This is a genomic window from Kitasatospora sp. NBC_01250 (assembly GCF_036226465.1).
Classification (GTDB): domain Bacteria; phylum Actinomycetota; class Actinomycetes; order Streptomycetales; family Streptomycetaceae; genus Kitasatospora.
The window spans coordinates 6,183,356-6,210,102 of record NZ_CP108476.1 but is presented as its reverse complement, the minus strand read 5'-3'; the positions used below and the strand labels follow the sequence as shown (position 1 = coordinate 6,210,102).

Below are 26,747 nucleotides of genomic sequence, written 5' to 3'. Positions count from 1 at the left end.
TAAAGCGCTGGCGGTCAGAAGCCGAGCTTGCGCAGCTGCTTCGGGTCGCGCTGCCAGTCCTTGGCCACCTTGACGTGCAGGTCGAGGTAGACCGGCGTGCCGAGCAGCGCCTCGATGTGCTTGCGCGCGGTCGTCCCGACGTGCTTGAGCCGGGCCCCCTTCGCGCCGATCACGATGGCCTTCTGGCTCTGCCGCTCGATGTAGACGTTCGCGTGGATGTCCAGCAGCGGGCGGTCGGCCGGCCGGTCCTCGCGCGGGATCATCTCCTCGACCACCACGGCCAGCGAGTGCGGCAGCTCGTCGCGCACGCCCTCCAGGGCGGCCTCCCGGATCAGCTCGGCGACCATGATCTGCTCGGGCTCGTCGGTCAGGTCGCCGTCCGGGTAGAGCGGCTGGCCCTTGGGGAGCAGCTTGGTGAGCAGCTCGGCCACCAGGCCCACCTGCTTGTCGCCGACCGCCGAGACCGGGATGATCTCCGCCCACTCGATGCCGAGCTCGGCGCCGAGCTGGGAGATGGCGATCAGCTGCTCGGCCAGCCGCTTGGAGTCGACCAGGTCGGTCTTGGTGACGATGGCCACCTTGGGGGTCTTCTTGATCTCGGCCAGTTCCTTGGCGATGAACTTGTCGCCGGGGCCGAGCTTCTGGTCGGCGGGCAGGCAGAAGCCGATCACGTCCACCTCGGCCCAGGTGGAGCGGACCAGGTCGTTGAGCCGCTCGCCGAGCAGGGTGCGCGGTTTGTGCAGGCCGGGGGTGTCGACCAGGACGAGCTGCGCGTCCGGGCGGTGCACGATGCCGCGCACGGTGTGCCGGGTGGTCTGCGGGCGGTCGGAGGTGATCGCGACCTTCGTTCCCACCAGGGCGTTGGTCAGGGTCGACTTGCCCGCGTTGGGTCGGCCGACGAAGCACGCGAAGCCCGAACGGTAGGGGGCTGCCGGGGAGGAGGGGGTGTCGCTCATGGGGACCATTCTCCCTGATCGGCCGATCGCCCCCGGCCACCCCCGCCCGAGCGCCGCGTCGGACCCGGCAGCCGGGGCCCGCGGCGGCCGCAGGACGGGGTGGCCGCGGTCACTTGCGGCGCGACTGCAGCGCCCCGAGCAGGGTGAGGACCAGCAGCGCGATCGATCCGCCCAGCCAGTAGGGCGAGCCGGTCTCGTGCCAGCGCCCCATGCCCATCACCACGGCCAGCAGCGCCGCGAAGAATCCGAGTGCCCCGAGCATGACCCCACCCCCTCGGGCGAGATTATCTGCTTTTCCTACTTACGGGGCTCTGCTGGAGCTCTCGGGTGGCTCAGGCCTCGGCGCGGACCCGCAGGGTGCCGTCCGGCCCGGCGAGCAGCAGCGGCGTGCCCGCGCCACCGAGGTCGCCCACCACGGCCAGGTCGGCCGCCGCCGGGGCCGCCTCGGCCGTCACCACGGCCGCCGCCTCCAGCCCCTTGGCCCCGCTGGCCACCGCCATCGCCACGGCCGCCTGCACGGCGGTCAGCCGCAGCGACGCCAGCTCCACCGAGCCGGCCACGTAGGTGCGCCCGGTCTCGTCGCGCACCGCCGCGCCTTCGGCCACACCGTTGCGGGCCCGGGCGGAGCGGGCCAGCGTGATGATCTTCTGGTCTTCGGGATCAAGGTCAGTCATGCCGCCGAGCATAAGCGGCCACCCGCGGGGCCCCACGCCTCACCCCGCGGGGCGCCACGCGGCCCGGCCCGGAGGGCCGGCCGGCCGGGGTCAGACAGGTTCGCCCTGCTCCTGCTGGACCTGCGGCTGCGGCCCGACCGGCGCGGCCACCACCGTGCCGATCCGGTTGCGCCGCCCGGCCGAGCTCTCCGCGGTCAGCCGGATCGCGGTGATCGCGGCCGGCCCCGAAGGACCGTCCGGCGGCAGCGGGATCTCGCAGGCCGAGCCCGGGATCGGCACCCGGCCCAGGTGCTTGGCGAGCAGGCCGCCCACCGTCTCGACGTCCTCGTCCTCCAGCTCGATGCCGAACAGCTCGCCGAGGTCCTCCACCAGCAGGCGGGCGGTGATCCGGTAGGAGCCGTCGCCGAGGTCCTGCACCGGGGCGGTCTCCCGGTCGTACTCGTCGGTGATCTCGCCGACGATCTCCTCCAGGATGTCCTCGATGGTGACCAGGCCGGCGGTGCCGCCGTACTCGTCGATCACGATCGCCACGTGCGAGCGCATCTGCTGCATCTCGCGCAGCAGGTCGTCCACCGGCTTGCTGTCCGGGATGAAGACGGCCGGGCGCATCACGGTGTCCACCTGGTCGGCCTCCGCCTCCGGGTTGACGTGGGTGCGCCGGACCAGGTCCTTGAGGTAGACGATGCCGACCACGTCGTCCTCGTTGTCGCCGACCACCGGGATCCGCGAGAAGCCGGAGCGCAGTGCCAGGGTGAGGGTCTGGCGGACCGTCTTGTGCCGCTCGATCATCACCAGGTCGGTGCGCGGCACCATCACCTCGCGCACGATGGTGTCGCCCAGCTCGAAGACGGAGTGCACCATCCGGCGCTCGTCGTCCTCAATCAGGTCGTCCTTCTCGGCCAGGTCGACCAGCGCGCGCAGCTCCGCCTCGGAGGCGAAGGGGCCCTCGCGGTAGCCCTTGCCGGGGGTGAGCGCGTTGCCCAGCAGGATCAGCAGCCGCGGGATCGGGCCGAGGACCGCGGCCAGCGGCAGCAGCACGAAGGAGGCCGCGGTCGCGGTGGTCAGCGGGTGCTGGCGGCCGATGGTGCGCGGCGAGACGCCGACCGCGACGAACGAGACCAGCACCATCACGCCGAAAGCCAGCAGGATCGCCTGCCAGGCCTGGCTGAGGTTGCGCACGCAGACCACGGTGACCATGACCGCCGCCGCCATCTCGCTGGCCACCCGGATCAGGGTGGCCAGGTTGAGGTAGCGGATCGGGTCGGAGGCCAGGGTCAGCAGCCGGTCGGCGCCGCGCCGCCCGGCCCGCACGGCCTCCTCGGCCCGGAACCGGGAGACCCGGGAGATGCCGGCCTCCGCACAGGCGGCCAGCCAGCCCAGCATCACCAGCAGGAAGGACGCAACGAGAAAGCTCGTACTATCGCCACTCATACCGGATCAGTGCGTCGTCGGGGCCGGGGAGATCCCCGACAGCCCGCGACCGGCCCGCCAGTCGTCGAGGATCCGCTTCTGGAGGCCGAACATGGCCTGCTCCTCCTCCGGCTCCTCGTGGTCGTAGCCGAGCACGTGCAGCACCCCGTGGACGGTGAGCAGCTGCAGCTCCTCGTCCATCGAGTGCTTGGAGGGCGCGGCCAGGCCCTGCGCCTTGGCCACCTCGGGGCAGAGCACGATGTCGCCGAGCAGGCCCTGCGGCAGCTCCTCGCCCTCCTTGCCGGGGCGCAGTTCGTCCATCGGGAAGGACATCACATCGGTGGGACCGGGCAGGTCCATCCACTGGATGTGCAGCTGCTCCATCGCCTCGGCGTCCACGAGGATCACGGACAGTTCGGACAGCGGATGGATCCGCATCTTGTCGAGGGCGAAGCGGGCGACGTCGAGGATGGACTCCTCGTCGGCCTCCCAGCCGGACTCGTTGGCGATGTCGATGGACATGGAGCGGTGTCGACTCAGCTTTCGGTGCGATGGGGCTGTCGGGGGGTGCGGCTGCGGGGGCCGCGCGGGGCGCTCTTGCGCGAGGACTGGCCCTGGGCCTCGCGGCCCGGGTCCTCGCCGTTCTCGGCGTCCCAGCGCTCGTAGGCGTCCACGATCCGGCCGACCAGCTTGTGGCGGACCACGTCGGTGCTGGTCAGGATCGAGAAGTGGATGTCCGGGACGCCGGCCAGGATCTCCTGGACCACCTTGAGACCGCTGCGGGTACCGCCCGGCAGGTCGATCTGGCTGGTGTCACCGGTGACCACGACCCGGGAGTTGAAGCCAAGGCGGGTCAGGAACATCTTCATCTGCTCGGGCGAGGTGTTCTGCGCCTCGTCCAGGATGATGAAGGCGTCGTTCAGGGTCCGGCCGCGCATGTAGGCGAGCGGAGCGACCTCGATGGTGCCCGCCGCCATCAGCCGCGGGATCGAGTCGGGGTCCATCATGTCGTGCAGCGCGTCGTAGAGCGGACGCAGGTAGGGGTCGATCTTCTCGTAGAGGGTGCCGGGCAGGAACCCGAGCCGCTCGCCGGCCTCGACCGCCGGGCGGGTCAGGATGATCCGGTTGACCTCCTTGGCCTGCAGCGCCTGCACGGCCTTGGCCATCGCCAGATAGGTCTTGCCGGTACCGGCCGGCCCGATCCCGAAGGTGATCGTGTGCCGGTCGATGGCGTCGACGTAGTTCTTCTGGTTCACCGTCTTGGGGCGGATCGTGCGGCCCCGGTTGGAGAGGATGCTCGCGGTGAAGACCGCCGAGGGGCTCTCGGCCGCGCCGTCGGGGTCGGCGGCGGCGCTCTTCAGCATCGCGATGGACCGCTCCACGGAGTCCTCGGTCAGCGGCTGGCCGGTGCGCAGCACCAGCATCATCTCGCTGAACAGCTGCTTGACGAGGGCGATGTCGGCGCTGTCGCCGGTGGCGGTGACCTCGTTGCCCCGCACGTGGATGTCGGTCCGCGGGAACGAGCGCTCGATCACCCGCAGGAGGGAGTCGGTGGCACCGAGCAGGGTGACCATCGGGTGCTTCTCGGGGATCACGATCCGGGCGGTCGATCCGTCACCGTCGCGGGTGGCGGCCCTCGCGCCGTTCTGCGCGCCATGCTGTGCGGTGTCACTCATCGGTTCGCTCATGGGTCGGCGCTGAGGCCTGCCTCATCCCATCCGTCTCTCGGGGTGCCGCTCGGTCGGTTCCGGGGTCACCAGGGTACGCCGCGCAGGTGTTCGCTGTGACGCGGCCCGATCGATGGTGGGCCAGTTCCGCGAGGGACGCCAGCGCTTTTCGCCCCCCTGGGCGGCGCACCGCGGACGTCACCGTCGCGGCGGCACCGGCACCCGGGCGAGGTCCTCGGCGATCACCAGCTCGCCGTCGAAGTGCTCGCGGGCCTCGGCCAGGTGACCGGCCAGGTCCGGGTAGCGCTGCGAGAAGTGGGTCAGCACCAGGGTCCGCACACCCGCCGCGGCGGCCAGCCGCGCGGCCTGGGCGGCGGTCAGGTGGCCGTGCTCCTCGGCGAGCCGGGCGTCGGCGGTCAGGAAGGTCGCCTCGATCACCAGCAGGTCCGCGCCCTCGGCCAGCGCCTCGGCGCCCGGGCAGAGCCGGGTGTCCATCACGAAGGCGAAGCGCTGGCCGCGCCGCACCTCGCTGACCTCCGCCAGGGTGACCAGCCGCCCGTCCAGCTCGATCGCGCCCTCGCGCTGCAGCCGGCCCACCGCCGGACCGGCGATGCCGAGGGCGGCCAGCCGCTCGGGCAGCAGGCGGCGCCCGTCGGGCTCGGTCAGCCGGTAGCCGAAGGCCTCCACCGGGTGCGAGAGCCGCACCGCCTCCAGCGCGAACGGCGCGCCCTCGGCGGGCAGCGCGCCCGCCTCTTCGACCGGGTGCGGGCGCAGCTCGGCCGTCTCGTGGAACGCCGTTGCCCGGCGCAGCCGGTCGAAGAAGACCTGCCCGCCGGCCGGGTAGTAGGCGTGCACCGGGTGCGGGACCCGGTCCAGGTTGATCCGCTGGACCACCCCGGCCAGACCCAGGCTGTGGTCACCGTGGAAGTGGGTGACGCAGATCCGGGTCAGGTCGGTGGCCGAGACCCCGGCGTACTGCATCTGGCGCTGCGTGCCCTCCCCCGGGTCGAAGAGCAGTCCCTCGCCGTCCCAGCGCAGCAGGTAGCCGTTGTGGTTGCGGTGCCTGGTCGGCACCTGGCTGGCCGTGCCGAGGACGACGAGTTCGCGCTGCGACACCGTCAGACCATGCCCTCGCGCAGCGGCTTGCCGCCGAGCACGTGGACGTGGACGTGGAAGACGGTCTGACCGGCGCCGGCCCCGACGTTGGAGATCAGCCGGTAGTCGGCGAGCCCCTCGTCGGCGGCGACCGCGGCGGCCTCGGTGAGCAGCTCGGCGGCGACCTCCGGCTCGGCGGCGGCGAGCTCGGGGGCGTTCGGGTAGTGCGCGTACGGCATCACCAGCACGTGGGTGGGTGCCTGCGGGTTGATGTCCCGGATGGCGATGGTGCGCTCGGTCTTGCGGACCACGGTGGCCGGGATCTCACCCGCCACGATCTTGCAGAACAGGCAGTCCGCCTGCGGCTCGCCGGACATCCGGGGCTCCTTCGCACTACATCGTCGGCATCTGACGGTCTGACGGAACCGCAGCCTAGCCGAGCCGGCCGGCGTCCGCGGGCCCGGCGGGGGTCTCCCGCCGGGCCCGCGGACGGGCCTGGAGCGCTCAGAGCTCCGGCAGCGGCGGCGGCGTCCTGGCAGGCGTGGTCGCCAGGCTCTCCAGCGCGATCCGCACCGCCTCGGCCAGCTGCGGATCCTGCCCGGCCGCCCAGTGGTGCGGGGCGATCGGGACCTCGACGTCCGGGGTGACCCCGCGGTTCTCCAGGCCCCAGCCGTAGCCCTCCACCCAGGTCGCGTACTTGGGCTGGGTGACCGAGGTGCCGTCCACCAGGCCGTAGCGGCTGTCGATGCCGATCACCCCGCCCCAGGTCCGGGTGCCGACCACCGGGCCGATGCCGAGCGCCTGGATCGCGGCGTTGACGATGTCGCCGTCCGAGCCGGCGTGCTCGTCGGCCAGCGCCACCACCGGTCCGCGCGGCGCCTCGCCCGGGTAGGGCTCGGCGGTCGCCAGGCCGCGACCGCGGCCCCAGCCGATGATCCGTCGGGAGAGCTTCTCCAGGATCAGCTGCGAGGTGTGGCCGCCGCGGTTCTCCCGCAGGTCGACCAGCAGGCCCTCCTTGGCCAGCTCCACCCGCAGGTCGCGGTGGAGCTGGGCCCAGCCGGCGCTCATCATGTCCGGGATGTGCAGGTAGCCGAGCCGCCCTCCGGAGAGCCGGCGCACCTCCGCCCGGCGCCCGGCCACCCAGTCGTGGTAGCGCAGCGCCTCGTCGTCGGCGAGCGGGACGGCCACCGGGTGGCGCACCGTGCCGTCGGCCCGCTGGACGGTCAGCTCGACCGGCTGCCCGGCGGTGCCGGCCAGCAGCGCGGCGGGCCCGGTCACCGGGTCGACCGGGCGGCCGTCCACGGCGAGCAGCGCATCACCGGCCTTCACCGCGACGCCGGGGGCCATCAGCGGGGAGCGGGCCCTGGGGTCGGAGGACTCGCCGGGCAGCACCCGGGCGATCCGCCACACCTCGCCGTCGCGCACCAGGTCGGCGCCGAGCCGGCCCTGCGGCCGTGCGCCGGACGCGCCCCGCCCGGGCGGCGAGACGTAGGCGTGCGAGGTGCCGAGTTCGCCGACCACCTCCCAGAGCAGGTCGACCAGCTCGTCGTGCGAGCCCAGCCGCTCGACCAGCGGGCGGTAGCGCGCCAGCACCCCGGCCCAGTCGACCCCGCCGAGGTCGGCACGCCAGAAGTTGTCGCGCATCAGGCGGCCGTTCTCGTCGAACATCTGGCGCCACTCGGCGGCCGGGTCCACGGTGACCCGCAGCCGCGCCAGGTCCACCCGGGTCTCGTCCTCCTCGGCGGCCTTGTGGTCGGCCGGCACGATCCGCAGCTCGCCGCCGTCGAGCACGGCCAGCCGGTTGCCGTCCGCGCTGACCGCGAAGGTGTCCAGGCTGTCCAGCAACTGCTCGACCCGCAGCTTGGCCAGGTCGTAGCGCTCCAGCACCGGACCGGGGCGCTCGTCCTCGGGCGTGGCGGCGTCGTCACCGAGCTCGCCGACCACCTGGTAGCGGGTCCACAGCACGCCGTCCTTGGCCGCCCGCAGCTCGCCGAACCGGCCGCCCTCGACCGGGAACGGCACGATCCGGTCGGCCAGCCCCGCCAGGTCCACCACGGTGGTGGGCGCCGACGGGCCCTCGGCCGCCTCCGCGGCCGGCTGCCCGCCCGCCTCGGGCTGCCCGGTGGACGGCTCGGAGGTCTCGGCGCTCTCCTCCGCGCCGTCCACCGGGCGGCCACCGCGCCGGGGCCCGAACGGCGAGGGGGTGTCCGCGGCCAGCGTCAGCAGGTAGGGCCGGGCTCCGGTGGGGAAGCCCAGGTCGAAGCTGTGCGCGTCGTAGACCGGGTCGAAGTTGCGCATCGACAGGAAGGCGAGGTGCTTGCCGTCGGCGGTGAAGGCGGGCGAGGTGTCGATGAACCGCTGCGGGGTGGCCTCGGCGACCTCGCCCGAGGCGAGGTTCACCAGCATGATCTGGCGCAGCAGCCACGGGCCCAGGGTCGGCTGCGACCAGGCCAGCCAGCCCGAGTCCGGGGCGAAGGCCAGCCCGCTGACCTCGCCGTCCACGCTGCGGGCCAGCTCGCGCACCGCTCCGTCGGCCAGCGCGACCAGCAGCAGCCGACCGTCGTCCGCGGCGACGGCGGCGTGCCGGCCGTCCGGGGCGACCTGCAGGCCGAGCACCCGGCCCAGGCCGCCCGCCGCGTACCGGCGCCGCTCGGCCGCCAGCGCGTCCGGGGCGTACTCCAGCGCGTCGTCGCCCTCGGCATCGGTCACCCAGAGCGCGCCCTGCGGGCCGCCCGCCTCGGTGGGCGGGACCACCCGGGCCAGCCGGGCACGCGCCCCCGGGGTCTCGGCCAGCACCCGCGCCGGGCCCTCGCGGTGGGTCAGCCAGTGCACGGTGCCGCGCACCACCACGGCGGCGGCGCGCCCGGTGGCGTCCGGGGCGGCGGTCGACAGTTGCCCGGCCGCCGGCAGCGGGTAGGGGCGGCGGCCGGTGCGCGGGCCGGCCGGGTGCACCGCGAGGCGGCGCGGCCGGGCCACGCCGTCCAGCGCGTCCAGCAGCCACAGCTCACCGCCGCTGTGCCAGACGACCCGGGTGCCGTCGGTGGCGGCGTTGCGGGCGTAGAACGGGGCGCCGGGCGAGGGGTGGGTGTGGCGGCGCAGGTCCGAGCCGTCGGGGCGGCTGGAGTAGAGGTGGCCGCTGCCCTCGTGGTCGCTCAGGAAGGCGATCCGGTCGCCCACCCAGAGGGGGGACTCGATGTTGCCGTCCAGCTCGCTGTGCAGGCGGGTGAACTCCCCGCCCTCGGTGCCGATCCACAGCCGCCCGGCGGTGCCGCCGCGGTAGCGCTTCCAGCGGGCGGGCTCGGCGCTGTAGGCGGACAGCAGCAGGACCCGGTCGCCGGACGCCTCGTCGGGAGCGGCGTCCGGGGTCGCCTCGGGGGTCGGGGCGGCGGCCTCGAAGGCGAGGTGCCCGATCGGCCCGAAGGGCAGCCGGCGCGGCTGCCCGCCGTCCAGCGGGACGGCGAAGGCCCAGGCCTGACGGGCCGTCGCCTGGCCGGCGCTGGTGACCGCCACCGGCTCGCCCTGCGGGGTCCACCCCCGCAGCAGGGTCCGGGCGGTGTGGCCCCAGTGGGTCAGCCGCCGGGCCTCGCCGCCGTCGACGGGCGCGAGGTGGATCTCCGCCGCACCGTCGCGGGTGGAGGTCCAGGCGATCGAGCGGCCGTCCGGCGAGAAGCGCGGGTGGGAGACCGGGGAGCGGTCCGCGGTCAGCCGCCAGGCCCGGCCACCGTCCAGCGGGGCGAGCCAGATGTCGTCCTCGGCGACGAAGGTCACCAGGTCGCCGTGCAGGTGCGGGTGGCGCAGGTAGGCGCCGGCAGAGGTGCTCTCGGATTCCGTCACGGCGTCAGGTTATGCAGCTCCCGGCCGGTGCCACCAGCGATTCCCAGGAGGAACGGGATCAGGACCAGCGACCGGTGCCGCCCAGCAGCAGGGCGCCCGCCGCCACGCCCGCCGTGGAGGTGCGCAGCACCGAGGAACCCAGCCGGTAGGGGCGCGCGCCGCACTCCGCGAAGGCCGCCAGTTCCTCCGGGCTCACCCCGCCCTCCGGTCCGACGATCAGCACCAGGTCACCCTCGGCGGGCAGCGCGGCGGTGGCCAGCGGCTCGGCCCCCTCCTCGTGCAGCACGGCCGCGAACGCGGCGCCGGCCAGCAGCGGGGCCAGCTGGCGGGTCGTCATCGGCTCGCGCACCTCGGGAAAGCGCAGCCGGCGGGCCTGCTTGCCCGCTTCGCGCGCGGTGGAGCGCCACTTGGCCAGCGCCTTGGCGCCGCGCTCGCCCTTCCACTGGGTGATGCAGCGGGCGGCCGCCCACGGGATCACCACGTCGACGCCGACCTCGGTCATCGTCTCCACCGCCAGCTCGCCGCGGTCCCCCTTGGGCAGCGCCTGGACCACGGTGATCCGCGGCCGGGGCTCGGCCTCGGCGCGCACCTCGGTGAGCGTGACGTCGAGCGCGTCCTTGCCGTGCACGGCGGTCACCGTGCCGTGGCCGCCCAGGCCCAGACCGTCGGTCAGGGTGACCGCCTCGCCGGGCAGCAGGCGCTTGACGGCGGCCGCATGCCGGCCCTCCGGTCCGTCCAGGCGGATGGAGTGCCCGGCCGCGGCGGTGGCCAGCTGGGCGGTCTCGACGACGAAGACGGGTGCGGTCATGGCGCGCTTTCCTCGGTACGGGTCGGGCCTCGAAACGGGTCGGGGTGGGCCTGGATGCTCCGGGCCCACCCCTGTGCCGATGAAACTGGTGGCCGCTCAGCGGCCGTTGAAGGCGTCCTTCAGCCGGGAGAAGAGCCCCTGCTGACCGGGCGAGAACAGGCCCGAGGGCCGCTCCTCGCCGCGCAGCACCGCGAGGCGGCGCAGCAGGTCCTCCTGCTCGGGGTCGAGCTTGGTCGGCGTCTGGACCTCGACATGCACTATCAGGTCGCCCCGGCCTCCCCCGCGCAGGTGGGTGACGCCCCGTCCGTGCAGCGGGATCGACTGGCCGGACTGGGTGCCGGGCCGGATGTCGACCTCCTCCGGACCGTCCAGGGTCTGCAGCGGCACCTGGGTGCCGAGGGATGCGGCCGTCATCGGGATGGTGACGGTGCAGTGCAGGTCGTCGCCGCGACGCTGGAAGGTCGGGTGGTTGATCTCGGCGATCTCCACGTAGAGGTCACCGGCCGGACCACCACCGGGGCCGACCTCGCCCTCGCCGGCCAGCTGGATCCGGGTGCCGTTGTCGACACCGGCGGGGATCTTGACCGTCAGCGTGCGCCGGGCCCGGACCCGGCCGTCGCCCGCGCACTCCGGGCACGGGGTCGGCACCACGGTGCCGAAGCCCTGGCACTGCGGGCACGGGCGCGAGGTCATGACCTGGCCCAGGAAGGAACGGGTGACCTGGGAGACCTCGCCCTTGCCGCGGCACATGTCGCAGGTCTGGGCCGAGGTCCCGGGGGCCGCGCCCTCGCCGCTGCAGGTGGTGCAGGTGACGGCGGTGTCGACCTGGAGTTCCTTGGTGGTGCCGAAGGCGGCCTCCTCCAGGGTGATCTCCAGGCGGATCATCGCGTCCTGGCCGCGCCGGGTGCGCGAGCGCGGGCCGCGCTGGCCCGAGGCCGCGCCGAAGAAGGCGTCCATGATGTCGGAGAAGCCGAAGCCCGCCGCACCGCCGCCGAAGCCGCCCCCGCCGCCGCCCGGCGAGAGCGGGTCCCCGCCCAGGTCGTAGACCTGCCGCTTCTGCGGGTCGGAGAGCACCTCGTAAGCGGCGTTGATCTCCTTGAACCGCTCCTGCGTCTTCGGGTCCGGGTTGACGTCCGGGTGCAGTTCACGGGCAAGGCGCCGGAACGCCTTCTTGATCTCGTCCTGCCCCGCGTCCCGTCGGACGCCGAGTACCGCGTAGTAGTCCGTGGCCACCAAATACTCCGCTTGTTCCGCCTCTAGAAAAGTGCTGCTGGTACTGCCGCTGCGCCACCCAATGTACGCAGGGACCGGTTAGGACTCTGCCAGGATCTGCCCCACATACCGGGCGACCGCCCGCACCGCCCCCATGGTGCCGGGGTAATCCATTCGGGTGGGCCCGATCACGCCGAGCTTGGCGACGCTCTCGTCACCCGAGCCGTAGCCGACCGAGACGACCGAGGTGGAGTTCAGGCCCTCGTACTCGTTCTCCCGGCCGATCCGCACGGTCATCCCGGCCTCGTTGGTCTCACCGAGCAGGCGCAGCAGGACCATGTGCTCCTCCAGCGCCTCCAGCACCGGCTGGATGGTGAGCGGGAAGTCATGGCCGAAGCGGGTCAGGTTGGCCGTGCCGGCCAGCATGATCCGCTCCTCGTTCTGCTCCACCAGGGACTCGAAGAGCGTGGAGAGCACGGTGGAGACGATCGGCCGATCGGCCGGCTCGAAGGCCGCGGGCAGGTCCTCCACCAGGGACGGGACGTCGGGGAAGCGCCGGCCGCCGGCCCGGGCGTTGAGCCGGGCGCGCAGGTCGGCCAGGGTGCTCTCGCGCACCGGGCCCGGGCAGTCGACCATCCGCTGCTCGACCCGGCCGGTGTTGGTGATCAGCACCAGCATCACCTTGGCGGGCGCCAGCGCGACCAGCTCGATGTGCCGGACCGTGGAGCGGGTCAGCGAGGGGTACTGGACCACCGCGACCTGCCGGGTCAGCTGGGCCAGCAGCCGCACGGTCCGGGCGACCACGTCGTCCAGGTCGACCGCACCGTCCAGGAAGTGCCGGATCGCGCGCCGCTCGGGGGCGCTCATCGGCTTGACCTCGGCCAGCCGGTCGACGAAGAGCCGGTAGCCCTTGTCGGTCGGGATCCGGCCGGCGCTGGTGTGCGGCTGCTGGATGTAGCCGTCCTCTTCGAGGGTGGCCATGTCGTTGCGCACGGTGGCCGGCGAGACGCCGAGGTTGTGCCGCTCGACCAGCGCCTTGGAACCCACCGGCTCCTCGGTGCCGACGTAGTCCTGCACGATGGCACGCAGCACGGAGAGCTTGCGCTCGTCGAGCTGGCGGACCTCCAGGCCGCCCGGCTCGCCGCCGGGGCGCGCGGCGGCGGCGCCGGAGGCGCGCCCCGCGGCACGCGGCGGCGCGGACTTGGCCGCTGCCCGAGGGCCGGCGGCGGTGCGCTGCACTCTCGTGGCCTCGGTGGCCGCCGGCTCGCGGCCGCTCGGACGCGGATCGGAATCGGGTTCGTCGAACATGGCACGCACCTCCCTCTTCGCGCGTTGTCCAGGTACCAGGTCCTGCCCTGACAAGTACTGCCCGGTGATCGGCTTGGCACTCTGCCCAGACGAGTGCCAAAACCGTACCTGCCAGTGTAAGGCCCGGGTCCGATCGCAGGAACGCCCTGGCCCGGGATGCCGCGCGGATCACTCCGCATGACGTCCCGGTCCGCCGGGCACGACACGCCTGGTGCGAACGTCTCCGGACAGGGTGGTGCCCGGCGCCGGACGAAGTGGCAGCATCGATAGCAACTGAGACCTGAGCACCCGCAAGGACCGCTCGGGCGATGGAAAACCCGGTGGATACGTTGAAGGACCAAAGAGGAGCAGCCATGTCGGCGTCCGGCCCCCACACCCGCTTCGCTCCCGATCGTGGACTGACCGGGCGGATGGTCACCACGATGTTCCTGATCGGGCTGCTGTACGTCGGCTTCACGGGTGTGCTGATCGTCCTGCTGCGGGGCGCCTGGCCACTGATCGTCCTGCTCATGGGCGGTCTCTTCGTCGCGCAGTTCTGGTTCAGCGACAAGATCACCGAACGGGCGATGGGCGCCCACGCGGTCACCCCGGAGCAGTACCCGCAGCTGCACGGCACCATTGACCGGCTCTGCGCGCTGGCCGACATGCCCAAGCCGCGCGTCGCGGTGGCCGACAACGACATGCCCAACGCCTTCGCCACCGGGCGCAACCCGGAGAACGCCGTGGTCTGCGTCACCACCGGGCTGCTGCGCCGGCTGGAGCCGGAGGAGTTGGAGGGCGTGCTGGCGCACGAGCTCTCGCACGTGGCGCACCGGGACGTCGCGGTGATGACGGTGGCCGGCTTCCTCGGCGTGCTGGCCGGCGCGATCACCCGGATCGCGCTCTACAGCGGCATGATGAGCGGCGGCAACCGGAACAACAACAACAATGACAGCGCCGCGATCGCGATGATCCTCATCCCGCTGGTCAGCATGGTCGTCTACGCGATCAGCTTCCTGCTCACCCGGCTGCTCTCGCGCTACCGCGAGCTGGCCGCCGACCGGGCCGCCGCCCAGCTCACCGGCCGGCCCAGCGCGCTCGCCTCGGCGCTGACCAAGGTGACCGGGCAGATCGCCGCGATCCCGACCAAGGACCTGCGCCAGGCCCAGCCGTACAACGCGTTCTACTTCGCGCCCGCGCTGAGCGCCAAGGAGACCGCCTCGCAGCTGCTCTCCACCCACCCCAGCCTGGAGCAGCGCCTCGAGCAGCTGGGCAAGATCTCCGCCGAACTGGGACGCTGACCTCCGGTCACCCCGCCGCGCTCCCCGGCCCGCGCTGGGGAGCGCCCGCTTGGAAGGAACAACCCGTGGGATTCCTGGACTCGCTGCTCGGCCGGACCAAGCCGGTCAAGCCGGACCTCGACCAGCTCTTCGGTGTGCCCTCGGCCGCCCTGACCCTGGAGGCCGCCGCCGGCTTCACGCCCACCGGCCTCGGCTCGGTCTGCTTCGCCGCGGTCGAGGGCGGCGCGTTCGGCGAGGTGGAGCGCCAGGTGCGGGCCCTGCTGGACGCCGACACGCCGAACGGCGGCACCCCGGTCGAGGCCAGCCGCGACGAGTACGGCTACTCCTGGCTGCTGGCCCGGCACACCCCCGAGGAGCTGCCGGAGCTGGTCAACGACCTGCACGCGGTCAACAGCGAGCTGGAGGCCAACGGCTTCGGCCCGCAGCTGCTCTGCTCACTGGTCGGCTTCCGCAACGAGGCGGGGCAGTCGCTCGCGCTGGTCTACCTCTACAAGCGCGGCTCCTTCTACCCCTTCGCCCCGATGCCCGGCGGCGGCGAGCGGCGCAACAGCCCGCTGGAGCTCCAGGTGAAGGCGATGCTCGGCAACGACCTGCGGCTGGAGAACGACCTGAGCCGCTGGTTCCCGGTCTGGGGCGCGCCCGGCCTGTGAGGCTGACGGGCCGTCCGTCCCGGGGCCGCCCGAGGGCTTTCCTATAGTTCCTCCATGCGCAGCACTCAGTACGGTCCCGATCTCACCCCGCCCTGGAAGCGGCAGCAGCCCGCCCCCGAGGTGGCCGCCGAGCGGGAGCTGGTGGTCGAGGAGGTCGTCACCGGCTTCTGCGGCGCGGTGGTGCGCTGCGAGAAGACGGCCGAGGGCCCGACCGTGACCCTGGAAGACCGGTTCGGCAAGCACCGGGTCTTCCCGCTGGTGCCGCGCGGCTTCCTGCTGGACGGCCAGCTGGTCACCCTGGTCCGCCCGAGCGGGCCCGCGCCGGCCCGGGGGCCCGCTCGCACCGCCTCCGGCTCGGTCGCCGTCGCCGGGGTCCGGGCGCGGGTCGCCCGGGAGTCGCGGATCTACGTCGAGGGCCGGCACGACGCCGAACTGGTCGAGCGGGTCTGGGGCGACGACCTGCGGATCGAGGGCGTGGTGGTCGAGTACCTGGAGGGCATCGACGACCTGCCCGCCATCGTGGCCGAGTTCAGCCCGGGCCCGCAGCGGCGGCTCGGCGTGCTGGTGGACCACCTGCTACCCGGGACCAAGGAGCACCGGATCGCCTCGGCGGTCACCGGCGAGGCCGTCCTGGTGGTGGGCCACCCGTTCATCGACGTCTGGCAGGCCGTGAAGCCGGCCAGCGTGGGGATCCCCGGCTGGCCGGACGTGCCCTACGGGGAGGTCTGGAAGGAGGGCATCTGCCGCCGCCTGGGCTGGCCGGTGGACTCCCCGGCCGCCTGGAAGCGGATCCTGGCCTCGGTGAACTCGTACAAGGACCTGGAGCCGGCCCTGCTCGGCCGGGTCGAGCAGCTGATCGATTTCGTCACGGAGCCCGGGACCTAGCTAGAGCCTGTCCGATGGATGTTGTCGGACAGGCCCGAGCCCCCGCAGGGCCTCAGTCCACCAGGTCGCGCACCACCGCGTCGGCCAGCAGTCGCCCGCGCAGGGTCAGCGCGGCCCGTCCGGCGGCGAACGGCTCGGCGGCCAGCAGGCCGTCCGCCAGTGCCTGCTCGGCCGCGCGCAGCCCGGTGGCGGTGAGCAGGTCGAGCGGGCAGCCGTCGACCAGGCGCAGCTCCAGCAGGATCCGCTCGACCCGCTGGTCCTCGGCCGGCAGCACCTCGCGCCCCTGGGCCGGCGTGCGGCCCTCGGCGAGCGCCTGGGCGTAGGCGGCCGGGTGCTTGGCGTTCCACCAGCGCACGCCGCCCACGTGGCTGTGCGCGCCGGGGCCGGCGCCCCACCAGTCGCCGCCGGTCCAGTAGAGCTCGTTATGCCGGCAGCGGCCGGCCTCGGTGGTGGCCCAGTTGGAGACCTCGTACCAGGCGTAGCCCGCCTCGGCGAGCGCCTGCTCGGCGATCAGGTAGCGGTCGGCGTGCACGTCGTCGTCGACCATCGGCAGTTCGCCGCGCTTGATCCGGCCGGCCAGCCTGGTGCCTTCCTCGACGATCAGCGAGTAGGCGGAGACGTGATCGGGTCCGGCCCCGATCGCGGCGGCCAGCGAGGCCCGCCAGTCCTCGTCGGACTCCCCCGGCGTGCCGTAGATGAGGTCCAGGTTGACGTGCTCGAAGCCGGCCGCGCGGGCCTCGGCGACGCAGGCCTCCGGACGGCCGGGCGTGTGGTGGCGGTCCAGCACCTTGAGCACGTGCGGCCGGGCGCTCTGCATCCCGAAGGAGATGCGGTTGAAGCCGCCCTCGCGCAGCTCGGTCAGGTAGGCCGGGTCGACCGACTCGGGGTTGGCCTCGGTGGTCACCTCGGCGTCCGCGGCGAGCCCGAACTCCTCCCGGATCGCGCCCAGCATCGCCACCAGGTCACGGGCCGGCAGCAGGGTCGGCGTGCCGCCGCCGAGGAAGACGGTGCGCACCGGCAGGTCGACCGGGCCCAGCACCTTGCGGGCCAGCCGGATCTCGCCGATCAGGTTCTGCGCGTAGGTCTCCTGCGTGGCGACGGGGCCACGTCCGGCCTGCGCGTGCAGCTCGGTGGCGGTGTAGGTGTTGAAGTCGCAGTAGCCGCAGCGGGTGGCGCAGTACGGCACGTGCAGGTAGAAGCCGAAGGGCCGTTCGCCCAGCCCTGTCAGGGCGTGGGCGGGCAGCGAACCATCGGACGGCACGGGTTCGCCGTCGGGGAGTGCGGAGGGCATGCGTCCATTGTCCGGTACGGCGCGAGTGACCTGGCCGATCGGTCGCGCCGTACCGGTGTGATCATGCGACTCAGGCCTCGTTGGCGCCCGCGTACATCTGCGCGACGGCCTCGGCGTAGGTCCGCTCGACCACCGGGCGCTTGATCTTCAGGCTCGGGGTCAGCTCGCCGTGCTCGACGTCCAGGTCGCGCGGCAGGATGGTGAACTTCTTGACCGTCTGCCAGCGCTGCAGCTCACCGTTGAGCTTCTTCACGAAGCCCTCGATCAGCGTGTGCACCTCGGGCGAGCCGACCACCTCGGCGTAGCTGCGGCCCTTCTGGCCGTGCTCGGCGGCCCACTGCATGATCACCGGCTCGTCCAGTGCGATCAGCGCGGTGCAGAAGTTGCGGCCGTTGCCGATCACCAGGATGTTGCTGACGAAGGGGCAGAGCGCCTTGAACTTGCCCTCGACCTCGCTGGGCGCGACGTACTTGCCGCCGGAGGTCTTGAACATGTCCTTCTTGCGGTCGGTGATCCGCAGGTACCCGCCGGGGCCCAGCTCGCCGATGTCGCCGGTGTGGAACCAGCCGTCCGCCTCCAGCACCTCGGCGGTCCGCTCGGGGTCCTCGTGGTAGCCACGCATCACGCCGGGGCCGCGCAGCAGGATCTCGCCGTCCTCGGCGATCCGGACCTCGGTGCCGGGCAGCGGCAGGCCCACGGTGCCGATCCGGACGTCCTCGGCGGGGTTGACCGCCGAGCCGGCGCTGGTCTCGCTGAGCCCGTAGCCCTCCAGGATCGGCACGCCGGCACCCATGAAGAAGTAGCCGATCTCGGGGGCCAGCGCGGCGCTGCCGGAGACCGAGCCGCGCAGCCGGCCGCCGAAGGCCGTGCGGATCTTGGCGTAGACCAGTTTGTCGGCGATCGCGTGCTGCACCGACAGCGCCAGCGGAGCGCTGTCGCGGCCGGTGGCGATCCGGTTGTCCTGGGTGGTGCGGGCGTACTCGCGGGCCACCTTGGCCGCCCAGAGGAAGATCTTGTACTTGGCCCCGCCCTCTGCTCTGGCCCGGCCCGCGATGCCGTTGTAGACCTTCTCGAAGATCCGCGGCGCGGAGGCCATCAGGGTCGGCTTGATGACCGGGAGGTTGTGGATGATCCGGTCGACCCGGCCGTCCACCGCCATCACGTGGCCGGTGGCGATCTGGCCCGAGATCAGGGTCTTGCCGAAGACGTGCGAGAGCGGCAGCCACATGAACTGCACGTCCTCGGCGCGCAGCAGGCCGCTCTCCTGCTGCGCGATGCCCTCGTAGGCCCAGCAGTCGTGCACCAGGCGCACGCCCTTGGGGCGCCCGGTGGTGCCGGAGGTGTAGATCAGGGTGGCGAGCTGCTCGGGGTCCAGCGCGTCGACCGCCTCGCGGACCGCCTGCGGGTGCTCCTTGAGGTGGGCCGCGCCGCGCTCCTCCAGCTCGGCCAGGGTGAGCACTGTCAGGCCCTCGGCCTCGGGCCGCTCGGCCGGGGCATCGAAGAGGATCACCCAGGACAGCGCGGGCAGCTGCTCCCGCTGCTCGACCGCCTTGGCGAGCTGGGCGGCGTTCTCGGCGAAGAGCGCCCGGCTGCCGGAGTTGGCGAGGATGAAGCCGGTCTCGTCGGCGTTGGTGCTCGGGTAGACGGTGGTGGTGGCGGCGCCCGCACACATGTTGCCGAGGTCGGCCAGGATCCACTCGACCCGGGTCGAGGCGGCGATCGCGACCCGGTCCTCGGACTCGATGCCCAGGGACATCAGGCCGGCCGCGATGTGCTGCACCCGCACGGCGGTCTGCGCCCAGCTGAGCGAGCGCCACTGCTCGGCGCCCGGTGCACCGTCGGCCGCGTGCTCGTCGACCGGAACGGGGAACCGGTATGCCTCGTCGTCCGGGGTGGCCTCTACCCTACTGAGAAAGAGATGCGCCACTGAGGCCGGGCGCCCGGCGATCTTGTCGGAGCCGATGACGGACTGCGCTGAACTCAACGAGACCTCCGGGGGACCAGGTGGCCGAGGGTGGATTCCGTACGGGGGCTGAGGGGTGGACCACCCGACGGGCTTGGTGACCGGCGAGTAATTAACTGGCGGGTAACAAGACTGGCGACAGCCTAGGCCCAACAGGGCACCCCTGTTAAGAGGGCACGAATGTCTGACACGTCCCAAAGGCACCGGTGCAGCAAACCGGTGGTGGGCACCGGCCCGTTCACCGATGGGGGACGAGCGCAGCGACCCCGGCCCGGCCCCGGCCGGATCGAGTGATAACGCCGCAACCCTGCGGTGGGAAGGCAGAAAATGAGGGTACGAATCCTCCCGTCGACAACGAGAGTGTCCGAGTGCTGATCAGACTCCTGAGGGCCCACCTGAGGCCCTACACCAAACCCATCCTGCTCCTGGTCCTGCTCCAGCTGGTATCGACCGTCGCCACCCTGTACCTGCCCACCCTGAACGCCGACATCATCGACAGCGGGGTGATCAAGGGCGACACCGGCTACATCATGCGGATCGGCGGGGTGATGCTCGCGATCACCCTGGTCCAGATGATCGCCTCGGTCGGTGCCATGTACTTCGGTGCCCGCACCGCCATGCAGATCGGCCGCGACATGCGGGCCTCGGTCTTCGACCAGGTGCAGAGCTTCTCGGCCCGCGAGGTCGGCCAGTTCGGCGCGCCCTCGCTGATCACCCGCACCACCAACGACGTCCAGCAGATCCAGATGCTGGTGCTGACCTCCTTCACGCTGCTGGTCGCCGCGCCGATCATGTGCGTGGGCGGCATCGTCATGGCGCTCAACCAGGACGTCCCGCTCTCCAGCCTGCTGATCGTCGTGGTCCCGCTGCTCGGCCTGGTGATCTATCTGATCGTGCGCAAGCTGCGCCCGGCCTTCCGCGGCATGCAGGTGCGCATCGACGCGGTCAACCGGATCCTGCGCGAGCAGATCACCGGTATCCGGGTGATCCGCGCCTTCGTCAAGGACACCCACGAGCAGCAGCGGTTCGGCGGCGCCAACGACGAGTTGACCGACTTCTCGCTGCGCACCGGCCGGCTGCTGGCCTTCATGTTCCCCTCCGTGATGCTGGTGGTGAACATCTCCAGCATCGCCGTGCTCTGGTTCGGCGCGCACCGGATCGAGAGCGGCGGCATGCAGATCGGGGCCCTGACCGCCTTCCTGTCCTACCTGATGCAGATCCTGATGAGCGTCATGATGGCCACCTTCATGTTCATGATGGTGCCGCGGGCCGAGGTCTGCGCCGAGCGCATCATCGAGGTGCTCGACACCGATTCCAGCGTGGTGCCACCGACCGCACCGGTCACCGAGCTGCGTCAGCACGGCCACCTCGAACTGCGCGACGTCGACTTCCGCTTCCCGGGCGCCGAGGCCTCGGTGCTGCGCGGGATAGCGTTCATCGCCCGTCCCGGCGAGACCACCGCCGTGATCGGCAGCACCGGCAGCGGCAAGAGCACCCTGCTCAGCCTGATCCCCCGGCTGATCGACGCCACCGACGGACAGGTGCTGGTCAACGGCGTGGACGTGCGCGAGATCGCGCCGGCCACGATGGCCGAACTGGTCGGCCTGGTACCGCAGAAGCCCTATCTGTTCAGCGGCACGGTGGCCAGCAACCTGCGCTACGGCAAGCCCGACGCCAGCGACGAGGAGCTCTGGCACGCGCTGGAGACCGCCCAGGCCCGGGACTTCGTGGAGCGCCTGGAGGGCGGCCTCGACGCCCCGATCGCCCAGGGCGGCAGCAACGTCTCCGGCGGCCAGCGCCAGCGCCTGGCGATCGCCCGGGCCCTGGTCCGCAAGCCCCAGATCTACCTGTTCGACGACTCCTTCTCGGCGCTCGACTACAGCACCGACGCCAGGCTGCGCGCGGCACTGGCCCAGGAGACCGCCGACGCGACGGTGGTGATCGTCGCCCAGCGGGTGAGCACCATCCGCGACGCCGACCGGATCGTCGTCCTGGACGAGGGCGCGGTCGTCGGCACCGGGACGCACCACGAGCTGATGGCCGACAACCCGACATACCGGGAGATCGTGCTCTCCCAGCTCACCGAGCAGGAGGCGGCGTGACCACCGTGCAGAAGCCCGGCGGCACCGCCGAGCCGGGCAACGGGACGTCCTCGGCCTCCACGGAGGCGGCGGCCCGCCGGGGACCGGCCGGTCCGGGCCGCATGATGGCCGGTGGCGGCACCGAGAAGTCGATGAACTTCAAGGCCTCCAGCCGCCGGATGCTCGGCCTGCTCGCTCCGGAGCGGGCCTCGCTGATCGGCCTGCTGGTGCTCGGCACCCTCAGCGTGGGCTGCGCGGTGACCGGGCCCAAGGTGCTCGGCCACGCCACCGACCTGATCGTGGCCGGCGTGATGGGGCACACCTTCCGCTCGCCCCAGATGCTGCAGGCGGCCATCCAGCACGGCGGCAAGCAGGCCGACCTGCTGCGCTCGCTGCACTTCACGCCCGGCCAGGGCATCGACTTCGACGCCATCGGCACCGTGCTGCTCTGGGTGCTGCTGATCTACGTGTTCTCCTCGGTCTTCGGTGTGCTGCAGGGCCGGCTGGTGGCGCGCGCGATCAACCGCTCGGTCAACCGGCTGCGCGGCGACGTGGACGCCAAGCTCAGCCGGCTGCCGCTGAGCTACTTCGACAAGCAGCCGCGCGGCGAGGTGCTCAGCCGGGTCACCAACGACATCGACAACGTCGGCCAGTCGATGCAGCAGACCATGAGCCAGGTGATCAACTCCGTGCTCACCATCGTCGGCGTGCTGGCGATGATGTTCTGGATCTCCTGGCTGCTGGCCCTCATCGCGCTGATCTCGGTGCCGCTGTCGGTCCTGGTGGCCGCCCGGGTCGGCAAGAAGGCCCAGCCGCAGTTCGTCGCCCAGTGGAAGACCACCGGCAAGCTGAACGCGCACATCGAGGAGATGTACACCGGCCACGCGCTGGTGAAGGTCTTCGGCCGGCAGCACGAGGCCGCCGAGACCTTCCGGCAGGAGAACGAGGAGCTCTTCGCCTCCAGCTTCAGGGCGCAGTTCATCTCCGGCATCATCCAGCCCGCGATGATGTTCATCGGCAACATCAACTACGTGCTGGTGGCCGTGGTCGGCGGTCTGCGGGTGGCCAGCGGTGCGCTGACCATCGGTGACGTGCAGGCGTTCATCCAGTACTCGCGCCAGTTCAGCCAGCCGCTGGCCCAGGTGGCCAGCATGGCCAACCTGGTGCAGTCCGGCGTCGCCTCGGCCGAGCGGGTCTTCGAACTGCTCGACGCCGAGGAGCAGTCCGACGAGCCGCAGCAGCCGGAGCGGCCCGCCGAGCTGCGCGGGCTGGTCGCCTTCGAGGACGTGGCCTTCCGCTACACCGCCGAGAAGCCGCTGATCGAGGACCTCTCGCTGAAGGTGGAGCCCGGCCAGACGGTGGCCATCGTCGGTCCCACCGGGGCCGGCAAGACCACCCTGGTCAACCTGCTGATGCGGTTCTACGAGGTCAGCGGCGGACGGATCACGCTGGACGGCGTCGACATCGCGGCGATGTCGCGCGAGGAACTGCGTTCCGGGATCGGCATGGTGCTCCAGGACACCTGGCTGTTCGGCGGCTCGATCGCCGACAACATCGCCTACGGGTCCACCGACGCCACCCGCGAGCAGGTGATCGAGGCCGCGAAGGCGGCCCACGTCGACCGCTTCGTGCGCACCCTGCCCGAGGGGTACGAGACGGTCATCGACGACGAGGGCACCAACGTCAGCGCCGGCGAGAAGCAGCTCATCACGATTGCCCGGGCCTTCCTCGCCCAGCCCAGCATCCTGGTCCTGGACGAGGCCACCAGCTCGGTCGACACCCGTACCGAGGTGCTGATCCAGCGGGCCATGGCCCGGCTGCGCAGCGGGCGCACCAGCTTCGTCATCGCGCACCGGCTGTCCACCATCCGCGACGCGGACGTGATCCTGGTGATGGAGAACGGCGCGATCGTGGAGCAGGGCACCCACGACGAGCTGATCGCCGCCGAGGGGGCCTACGCCCGCCTCTACCAGGCGCAGTTCGCCCAGGCCGTCGCCGAGATGGACTGACGGACGGGCCGACCCAGGAGCACTGACCCGGCACACCGAAGGGGCCGCCGTCCGAGCGATCGGACGGCGGCCCCTTCGGCATCGGCGCCTCGGGCGGACCCGGCTACTTCTTGGCGTCCTTGGGGGCGTCGGCATCGGTGGACAGCGCGGCGATGAAGGCCTCCTGCGGGACCTCCACCCGGCCGACCATCTTCATCCGCTTCTTGCCCTCCTTCTGCTTCTCCAGCAGCTTCCGCTTACGGGAGATGTCACCGCCGTAGCACTTGGCGAGGACGTCCTTGCGGATCGCGCGGACCGTCTCACGGGCGATCACCCGGGAGCCGATCGCGGCCTGGATCGGCACCTCGAACTGCTGGCGCGGGATGAGCTTCTGCAGCTTGCCGGCCATCATGACGCCGTAGTTGTAGGCCTTGTCCTTGTGCACGATGGCGGAGAAGGCATCCACCGCGTCGCCGTGCAGCAGGATGTCGACCTTGACCAGGCTGGCGCTCTGCTCGCCGACGGGCTCGTAGTCGAACGAACCGTAGCCGCGGGTCTTGGACTTCAGCTGGTCGAAGAAGTCGAAGACGATCTCGGCCAGCGGCAGCGTGTAGCGCAGCTCGACCCGGTCCTCGGAGAGGTAGTCCATGCCCTGCAGGTTGCCGCGGCGGGCCTGGCAGAGCTCCATGATCGCGCCGACGAACTCGTTCGGGGCCAGGATGGTGCCGCGCACCACCGGCTCGTAGACCTCGGCGATCTTGCCGGTGGGGAACTCGCTCGGGTTGGTGACGGTGTGCTCGGTGCCGTCCTCCATCACCACCCGGTAGATCACGTTGGGGGCCGTGGAGATCAGGTCCAGGTTGAACTCGCGCTCCAGGCGCTCCCGGATGATCTCCAGGTGGAGCAGGCCGAGGAAGCCGCAGCGGTAGCCGAAGCCGAGCGCGACCGAGGTCTCCGGCTCGTAGACCAGCGCGGCGTCGTTGAGCCGCAGCTTGTCCAGTGCATCGCGCAGCAGCGGGTAGTCGGAGCCGTCCAGCGGGTAGAGGCCGGAGAAGACCATCGGGCGCGGGTCCTTGTAGCCGCCCAGCGGCTCGGTCGCCCCCTTGTGCATCGAGGTGATCGTGTCACCGACCTTGGACTGCCGCACGTCCTTCACGCCGGTGATGATGTAGCCCACCTCGCCGACGCCCAGGCCGTTGGCGACCTTGGGCTCGGGCGAGATGACGCCGATCTCCAGCAGCTCGTGGGTGGCGCCGGTGGACATCATCGCGATCCGCTCGCGCTTGGTCAGCTCACCGTCGACCACACGGACGTAGGTGACCACGCCGCGGTAGGAGTCGTAGACCGAGTCGAAGATCATCGCGCGGGCCGGGGCGTCCTTGACGCCGACCGGGGCGGGAATCTTCGCGACCACGTGGTCGAGCAGGTCCTCGACGCCCAGGCCGGTCTTGGCGCTGACCTTGAGGACATCCTCCGGGTCGCAGCCGATGATGTGCGCGAGTTCGGCCGCGTACTTCTCCGGCTGGGCGGCCGGCAGGTCGATCTTGTTGAGGACCGGGATGATCGTGAGGTCGTTCTCCAGGGCCAGGTAGAGGTTGGCCAGGGTCTGCGCCTCGATGCCCTGGGCCGCGTCCACCACCAGGATGGTGCCCTCGCACGCCGCCAGCGAACGGGACACCTCGTAGGTGAAGTCCACGTGGCCGGGGGTGTCGATCATGTTGAGGATGTGGGTCTTGCCCTCGTCGGCACCGCTGCGCGGGGCCCAGGGGAGGCGGACCGCCTGCGACTTGATGGTGATGCCGCGCTCGCGCTCGATGTCCATCCGGTCGAGGTACTGGGCACGCATCTGACGCGGGTCGACCACGCCGGTGATCTGCAGCATCCGGTCGGCGAGCGTCGACTTGCCGTGGTCGATGTGGGCGATGATGCAGAAGTTGCGGATCAGCGCCGGGTCGGTACGGCTGGGCTCTGGCACGTTCGTAGGGGTCGCGGGCACCTTGGTCCGATTCTCCGTTGGTCCGGTGGGCCGGACGCTGTCGTCCGATCCAGGAGCCCTGGGATGTCTCACTCACTACCAGGGTTCTGCCCATCTTCCCACGAGCGCGCCGTCGCACGCCGGTTTGGGGGGCGTGGCAGGGCCCTGGTAGCGTGGGGCGCTGCACCTCGCTTTTCGGCATGCCCTCTCAGCCTGGCGGAAGCGAAGGTCACACCCGTAGAACCCTCCGGCCCATGGGCCAGGGGTGCCCACAACACAGACAAGACTGAGGCTCCTTCGTGGCGAACATCAAGTCCCAGATCAAGCGCAACAAGACCAACGAGAAGGCGCGCCTGCGCAACAAGGCCGTCAAGTCCTCGCTGAAGACCGCGCTGCGCAAGGCCCGCGAGGCCGCTGCCGCCGGTGAGACCGAGAAGGCCGCCGTGCTGGCCCGCGAGGCCTCCAAGGCCCTCGACAAGGCCGTGAGCAAGGGCGTCATCCACAAGAACCAGGCCGCCAACAAGAAGTCGGCGATCACCAAGCAGGTCGTCGGCACCCAGGCCTGAGCCTCGCGCTCACCCTGGGGCCCGCCGCTGGGCGGGTCCGGCAGGACTTTCGCAGTACCCCTCGGGTGACCCCGGCCCTCTACCCGGAGCCCTGAGGCGCACAGACTCGTACCGCACGCGGCCTGCGTTCGCCACGCGGGTGCGGTGCACAGCTTGACCGGCAGGCGCCGTGGCTCGTCCCCTTCCCCGGGACGCCACGGCGCCTGTCGGCGTTCCCGGCGGTATTCGTTCGCGGCGCTCCTGCGTTCCCTGCGGTATTGCGTTCCAGCGCTCTTGCGTTCCCGGCGGATTTTCGGCGATATAGGGTCGAGCAACAGCCGCCCAGCCACGCTCCGTTCGGCCTCGTCACGCTCCGCCACGCCCTGGGGGACCGCCCATGTCGACACCGCCCTCGCACGCTGCGCCCGGCCACGACCGCCCGGGGCGACGGTTGCTGCGGCGGGCCCGGTGGGGGTTCGGCGGGGCGGTCCTGGCTTCGGTGGTCTGGACCGCAGCGGTCTGGACCGTGCCCTCGATGGTCAGACCGCCCTCCGCCGCGCTCCCGGCCGGGCGGTACCGGATCGCGGACAACCTCTGCGCAACGGCGCCGCTGAGCCAGTTCGGCCGGCTCTACCCCGTACAGAGCGGCGCCCCGTACCACTACACGACGCGGACCGGGGCGCTGGACGACATGTACTGCAGCGAGTACCTCAAGAAGACCGGCACCGACAGCGGCTACGTGACCCTCTACCTGGAGGTCCAGCTGCACCACGCGGTCAACCCGGCACCGGAGTTCGAGGCGCAGCGCGCCGGATTCGCGCAGCGTCGGTTCCAGCTGAGCGACGTCCCGCAACTGGGCAGCGAGGCCTTCGTCGCCTACCTGGACGATCAGAGCGGGGCGGACCGCACCCGGCACTACCTCACACAGACGCTCTACGTGCGCGATGGCGCGATGACGTGCTACCTGAACTGGTCCGGCTCCTACCAGGCGGCCACGGAGACACCACCGGACCGGGAGACGATCCGCGAGGCGCTGCTGATCGACACCCGGGACGCGCTGCGGGCACTGGGCGGCCAGGGCTGAAGCGACCGGGGTCGAAGCGGCCGGGGTCGGAGCGACCGGAG

General features: G+C 71.8%; 22 protein-coding genes. 7 read left to right on the top strand and 15 right to left on the bottom strand.

Going from position 1 to position 26,747, the window contains the following annotated elements; translation table 11 throughout:
- Positions 1–14 precede the first annotated feature (14 nt).
- The 12 genes from era to hrcA form a co-directional block, all read right to left on the bottom strand.
- Entirely contained in the window at positions 15–965 is a 951-nt protein-coding gene (gene era, locus OG500_RS26185; protein ID WP_327069309.1) for a GTPase Era, read from the bottom strand.
- Between the two features lie 100 nt (positions 966–1,065).
- A complete protein-coding gene (locus tag OG500_RS26180) occupies positions 1,066–1,218 on the bottom strand; it encodes a hypothetical protein (protein WP_327069308.1) in 153 nt (50 codons plus the stop codon).
- A gap of 70 nt (positions 1,219–1,288) precedes the next feature.
- Positions 1,289–1,642 (bottom strand): cytidine deaminase, encoded by a 354-nt coding sequence (locus OG500_RS26175; protein ID WP_327069307.1) that lies wholly within the window; start codon positions 1,640–1,642, stop codon positions 1,289–1,291.
- Positions 1,643–1,720: 78 nt separating this feature from the next.
- Positions 1,721–3,061: a hemolysin family protein gene (locus tag OG500_RS26170; RefSeq protein ID WP_327069306.1), complete on the bottom strand. Its 1,341-nt coding sequence runs from the start codon at positions 3,059–3,061 to the stop codon at positions 1,721–1,723.
- Positions 3,062–3,067: 6 nt separating this feature from the next.
- A complete protein-coding gene (ybeY, locus tag OG500_RS26165; RefSeq protein WP_327069305.1) occupies positions 3,068–3,562 on the bottom strand; it encodes an rRNA maturation RNase YbeY in 495 nt (164 codons plus the stop codon).
- 14 nt (positions 3,563–3,576) lie between these two features.
- On the bottom strand, positions 3,577–4,614 hold the full coding sequence (locus OG500_RS26160) for a PhoH family protein (RefSeq protein WP_327071696.1): 1,038 nt from the start codon (positions 4,612–4,614) through the stop codon (positions 3,577–3,579).
- Between the two features lie 291 nt (positions 4,615–4,905).
- On the bottom strand, positions 4,906–5,823 hold the full coding sequence (locus OG500_RS26155) for a ribonuclease Z (RefSeq protein ID WP_329583804.1): 918 nt from the start codon (positions 5,821–5,823) through the stop codon (positions 4,906–4,908).
- Between the two features lie 2 nt (positions 5,824–5,825).
- A complete protein-coding gene (locus OG500_RS26150) occupies positions 5,826–6,179 on the bottom strand; it encodes an HIT domain-containing protein (RefSeq protein WP_327069303.1) in 354 nt (117 codons plus the stop codon).
- A gap of 127 nt (positions 6,180–6,306) precedes the next feature.
- On the bottom strand, positions 6,307–9,636 hold the full coding sequence (locus tag OG500_RS26145) for a S41 family peptidase (protein ID WP_329583801.1): 3,330 nt from the start codon (positions 9,634–9,636) through the stop codon (positions 6,307–6,309).
- Positions 9,637–9,694: 58 nt separating this feature from the next.
- Positions 9,695–10,444, bottom strand: coding sequence for a 16S rRNA (uracil(1498)-N(3))-methyltransferase (locus OG500_RS26140; RefSeq protein WP_329583799.1), 750 nt, complete (start codon positions 10,442–10,444; stop codon positions 9,695–9,697).
- 96 nt (positions 10,445–10,540) lie between these two features.
- Positions 10,541–11,677, bottom strand: a complete 1,137-nt coding sequence (gene dnaJ, locus OG500_RS26135) for a molecular chaperone DnaJ (RefSeq protein WP_327069300.1) — start codon at positions 11,675–11,677, stop codon at positions 10,541–10,543.
- A 78-nt stretch (positions 11,678–11,755) separates the two neighbouring features.
- Entirely contained in the window at positions 11,756–12,964 is a 1,209-nt protein-coding gene (hrcA, locus tag OG500_RS26130; RefSeq protein ID WP_327069299.1) for a heat-inducible transcriptional repressor HrcA, read from the bottom strand.
- 353 nt (positions 12,965–13,317) lie between these two features.
- Here hrcA and htpX point away from each other — a divergent pair, with 353 nt between their 5' ends.
- The 3 genes from htpX (at position 13,318) to OG500_RS26115 (ending at position 15,779) form a co-directional block, all read left to right on the top strand.
- Complete coding sequence (htpX, locus tag OG500_RS26125) at positions 13,318–14,244, top strand: zinc metalloprotease HtpX (protein WP_327069298.1); 927 nt, start codon at positions 13,318–13,320, stop codon at positions 14,242–14,244.
- A gap of 65 nt (positions 14,245–14,309) precedes the next feature.
- On the top strand, positions 14,310–14,894 hold the full coding sequence (gene pspAB / locus OG500_RS26120) for a PspA-associated protein PspAB (RefSeq protein WP_327069297.1): 585 nt from the start codon (positions 14,310–14,312) through the stop codon (positions 14,892–14,894).
- 54 nt (positions 14,895–14,948) lie between these two features.
- A complete protein-coding gene (locus tag OG500_RS26115) occupies positions 14,949–15,779 on the top strand; it encodes a DUF3097 domain-containing protein (RefSeq protein WP_329583793.1) in 831 nt (276 codons plus the stop codon).
- Between the two features lie 52 nt (positions 15,780–15,831).
- Here OG500_RS26115 and hemW read toward each other — a convergent pair whose 3' ends face one another.
- Together hemW and OG500_RS26105 are read right to left on the bottom strand one after the other, a co-directional pair.
- Positions 15,832–17,070 (bottom strand): radical SAM family heme chaperone HemW, encoded by a 1,239-nt coding sequence (gene hemW / locus OG500_RS26110; RefSeq protein WP_327069295.1) that lies wholly within the window; start codon positions 17,068–17,070, stop codon positions 15,832–15,834.
- A gap of 70 nt (positions 17,071–17,140) precedes the next feature.
- Positions 17,141–19,054: an AMP-dependent synthetase/ligase gene (locus tag OG500_RS26105; RefSeq protein ID WP_327069294.1), complete on the bottom strand. Its 1,914-nt coding sequence runs from the start codon at positions 19,052–19,054 to the stop codon at positions 17,141–17,143.
- 347 nt (positions 19,055–19,401) lie between these two features.
- Between OG500_RS26105 and OG500_RS26100 the strand changes: the two genes are divergently transcribed.
- Complete coding sequence (locus tag OG500_RS26100) at positions 19,402–21,135, top strand: ABC transporter ATP-binding protein (protein ID WP_329583788.1); 1,734 nt, start codon at positions 19,402–19,404, stop codon at positions 21,133–21,135.
- Complete coding sequence (locus tag OG500_RS26095) at positions 21,132–23,123, top strand: ABC transporter ATP-binding protein (RefSeq protein WP_442789230.1); 1,992 nt, start codon at positions 21,132–21,134, stop codon at positions 23,121–23,123. The genes OG500_RS26100 and OG500_RS26095 overlap by 4 nt, the downstream gene beginning before the upstream one ends.
- A gap of 103 nt (positions 23,124–23,226) precedes the next feature.
- On the opposite strand, the gene lepA is transcribed toward OG500_RS26095, so the two are convergent.
- Positions 23,227–25,098 carry a translation elongation factor 4 gene (lepA, locus tag OG500_RS26090; RefSeq protein ID WP_327069292.1) on the bottom strand — a complete coding sequence of 624 codons (1,872 nt, stop codon included), beginning with the start codon at positions 25,096–25,098 and terminating at the stop codon, positions 23,227–23,229.
- 278 nt (positions 25,099–25,376) lie between these two features.
- Between lepA and rpsT the strand changes: the two genes are divergently transcribed.
- The gene (gene rpsT, locus OG500_RS26085; RefSeq protein ID WP_327069291.1) at positions 25,377–25,643 is read left to right on the top strand and encodes a 30S ribosomal protein S20; all 267 of its coding nucleotides are present in this window, start codon (positions 25,377–25,379) and stop codon (positions 25,641–25,643) included.
- Between the two features lie 514 nt (positions 25,644–26,157).
- Positions 26,158–26,706: a hypothetical protein gene (locus OG500_RS26080; RefSeq protein ID WP_327069289.1), complete on the top strand. Its 549-nt coding sequence runs from the start codon at positions 26,158–26,160 to the stop codon at positions 26,704–26,706.
- Positions 26,707–26,747 lie beyond the last annotated feature (41 nt).

Excerpts from the sequence above, each read along its gene's own strand:
- era (WP_327069309.1), bottom strand. The coding sequence starts at position 965 with ATGGTCCCCATGAGCGACACCCCCTCCTCCCCGGCAGCCCCCTACCGT.
- OG500_RS26180 (WP_327069308.1), bottom strand. The coding sequence starts at position 1,218 with ATGCTCGGGGCACTCGGATTCTTCGCGGCGCTGCTGGCCGTGGTGATG.
- OG500_RS26175 (WP_327069307.1), bottom strand. The coding sequence starts at position 1,642 with ATGCTCGGCGGCATGACTGACCTTGATCCCGAAGACCAGAAGATCATC.
- OG500_RS26170 (WP_327069306.1), bottom strand. The coding sequence starts at position 3,061 with ATGAGTGGCGATAGTACGAGCTTTCTCGTTGCGTCCTTCCTGCTGGTG.
- ybeY (WP_327069305.1), bottom strand. The coding sequence starts at position 3,562 with ATGTCCATCGACATCGCCAACGAGTCCGGCTGGGAGGCCGACGAGGAG.
- OG500_RS26160 (WP_327071696.1), bottom strand. The coding sequence starts at position 4,614 with ATGGTCACCCTGCTCGGTGCCACCGACTCCCTCCTGCGGGTGATCGAG.
- OG500_RS26150 (WP_327069303.1), bottom strand. The coding sequence starts at position 6,179 with ATGTCCGGCGAGCCGCAGGCGGACTGCCTGTTCTGCAAGATCGTGGCG.
- OG500_RS26140 (WP_329583799.1), bottom strand. The coding sequence starts at position 10,444 with ATGACCGCACCCGTCTTCGTCGTCGAGACCGCCCAGCTGGCCACCGCC.
- hrcA (WP_327069299.1), bottom strand. The coding sequence starts at position 12,964 with ATGTTCGACGAACCCGATTCCGATCCGCGTCCGAGCGGCCGCGAGCCG.
- htpX (WP_327069298.1), top strand. The coding sequence starts at position 13,318 with ATGTCGGCGTCCGGCCCCCACACCCGCTTCGCTCCCGATCGTGGACTG.
- OG500_RS26115 (WP_329583793.1), top strand. The coding sequence starts at position 14,949 with ATGCGCAGCACTCAGTACGGTCCCGATCTCACCCCGCCCTGGAAGCGG.
- hemW (WP_327069295.1), bottom strand. The coding sequence starts at position 17,070 with ATGCCCTCCGCACTCCCCGACGGCGAACCCGTGCCGTCCGATGGTTCG.
- OG500_RS26080 (WP_327069289.1), top strand. The coding sequence starts at position 26,158 with ATGGTCAGACCGCCCTCCGCCGCGCTCCCGGCCGGGCGGTACCGGATC.